The sequence below is a fragment of the Novosphingobium sp. KN65.2 genome (assembly GCF_001368935.1).
Lineage (GTDB): Bacteria > Pseudomonadota > Alphaproteobacteria > Sphingomonadales > Sphingomonadaceae > Novosphingobium > Novosphingobium mathurense.
This window is the reverse complement of record NZ_CCBH010000104.1, coordinates 1-1,830: the sequence shown is the minus strand read 5'-3', so window position 1 is coordinate 1,830 and position 1,830 is coordinate 1. Positions and strand designations below refer to the sequence as shown.

The following is a 1,830-nucleotide window of genomic DNA, read 5'->3' as shown; positions in this document are numbered from 1 at the left end:
TCAACAACCGCCCTGGGCCGAAGCTGATCCGCCGCCCCGGCCCAAACCGGCGCGCTTCAATCACCCGGCCACTCCGAACAAAGAGGATTTGGTATGAGCAACGTCCACATAGTTTTGCAGGGCAAGGGAGGTGTGGGCAAGTCGCTCGCCGCCTCGATGCTGGCCCAATATCTGACCAAGCGAGGCGAAAGCCCGCTCTGCATTGATACCGATCCGATCAACGCCACCCTTGCCGGGTTTCAGTCCCTCAACGTGTCCAAGGTCGAGCTGCTGGAAAACGGCGACATAAACCCGCGCAAATTCGACGCCATGATGGAAATGATCGCCGGTTCCAAGGAATCGGTGGTCATTGACAGCGGCGCGAGCAGCTACAGCGCCCTATCCTCCTATATGTTCGACAACGGTGCGCCTGACGTGATTGCCGATCTGGGCCATAAGCTCGTCCTGCATACCATTATCGTAGGCGGGCAATCGCTGATCGACACGCTTCAAGGCTTCGCCTCGGTAGCCGAAGCCTTCCCCGATCCGGCTGCAATCGTCGTGTGGCTCAACCCCTATCATGGGCCTGTCGAGGCAGAGGGTAAGAGTTTTGAACAGCTCAAAGCCTACCGGGAGCTAAAGGATCGGGTCGCCGCGATCGTCACCCTCCCCGATCTGAGAAAGGAAACCTTCGGGGCGGACGTTCGGGACATGCTGGCCGCGCGCAAGACTTTTGAGGAAACGCTTGCCGATGGCGACATAGCCCTGATGCAGCGTCACCGCCTCGGCCGCGTTCGTGATGCGGTCTTTGCTGAACTCGACAAGGCTAAGGTCGTGTAATGGCCGATCACGAAAAAATCGCGGCGCTGATCGCGGAAATCTCGCGCCAGCACGGGGTCACGCTGTCCGCCGATGATCCCTTGATGATCCTGCAAACCATCAACGCGATGTTGCTGGGCGAAAGCGCCGATGCGCAGGAGGAGCAACTAAAGGCGTTCAAAAGCGAGCTGGAAGACATGAGCAATCGTTGGTCGATTGCTATCACCGACAAGGCGGAATCGGTGCTGAACGCCGCGCTGGATGCCTCGGAAGCCGCCATGAATGAACGTATGGAGGCCGCCGCGAAGGCTATCATCAAGGAAGTCGGAGAACATATCGGGACGGGGCTACAAAAGCCCCTGAACGATGGCCGGGCCGTCGCTAACCGCAATCTCCTAGCGTCGGGCCTGACGCTGATCGCGGCGCTGGTAGTGTTGGCCGCTGCCCTGTTCCATCATTGACGCCAGCGAAGGCCCCTCCCCCCCGTGGGTCGCGCTATCCCCCGTCTCTCGCCAACCCGCGCGCGAGCGTGCGGCCTGACGGTTTCCGATCGTCCGCCCCGCGCTCGACCGTCTTTTCCCTGATCTGCTCTTTCTCCCGCTCCGCGCGCATGTGCAGCTCATGCAACCGGCGCGCCTGCATCAGCTCCTCGAAATCATCGACAAGTTTCGGCTCTCGATATTCGAGTTTGGCCGCCGCGATCGTCTCCACGCGCGGGCCGTGAACGGCCATACCGTCGCGGATTTCGCGCACGGCTTCTAGCCTTACCGCGATCCGCTGCACGGCCGCTTGCGCATTGGCAATCCGGGCCTGCCATGCTTGGCGCTTGCCGGGCAGGGACAGGAAGCCGGGGGGCTGCTGCTGGATTTGCTGCAAGCGGGCGGTTTGCTGCTCCATCATGCTTTCTAGGCGGTCCTCGATCTGGTTCGCCTGCTCAACCTTCTCCTCAATGACCGTCTGTAGCTGGGCGTTATAGGTTTCCTCGGTTGGCGCGGTGGCGATAGCTGCCGTTTCCTGACTATCCAGCGTGCG

At 60.9% G+C, this 1,830-nt stretch carries 3 protein-coding genes; 2 read left to right on the top strand and 1 reads right to left on the bottom strand.

The features are described 5' to 3' along the window. Positions 1-93: 93 nt before the first annotated feature. Complete coding sequence (locus SPHV1_RS03965; protein ID WP_006954191.1) at positions 94-819, top strand: ArsA-related P-loop ATPase; 726 nt, start codon at positions 94-96, stop codon at positions 817-819. Further along, entirely contained in the window at positions 819-1,259 is a 441-nt protein-coding gene (locus SPHV1_RS03960; RefSeq protein ID WP_019053940.1) for a hypothetical protein, read from the top strand. The genes SPHV1_RS03965 and SPHV1_RS03960 overlap by 1 nt, the downstream gene beginning before the upstream one ends. Before the next feature lie 34 nt (positions 1,260-1,293). Here SPHV1_RS03960 and SPHV1_RS03955 read toward each other — a convergent pair. Beyond that, positions 1,294-1,830, bottom strand: a 537-nt coding sequence (locus SPHV1_RS03955; protein ID WP_054944765.1) for an IncP plasmid survival protein KfrC family protein, incomplete at its 5' end; no start/stop codon positions are given.

Bases quoted from the DNA above. Each gene is read 5' to 3' on its own strand.
- SPHV1_RS03960 (WP_019053940.1), top strand. From the start codon at position 819: ATGGCCGATCACGAAAAAATCGCGGCGCTGATCGCGGAAATCTCGCGC.
- SPHV1_RS03965 (WP_006954191.1), top strand. From the start codon at position 94: ATGAGCAACGTCCACATAGTTTTGCAGGGCAAGGGAGGTGTGGGCAAG.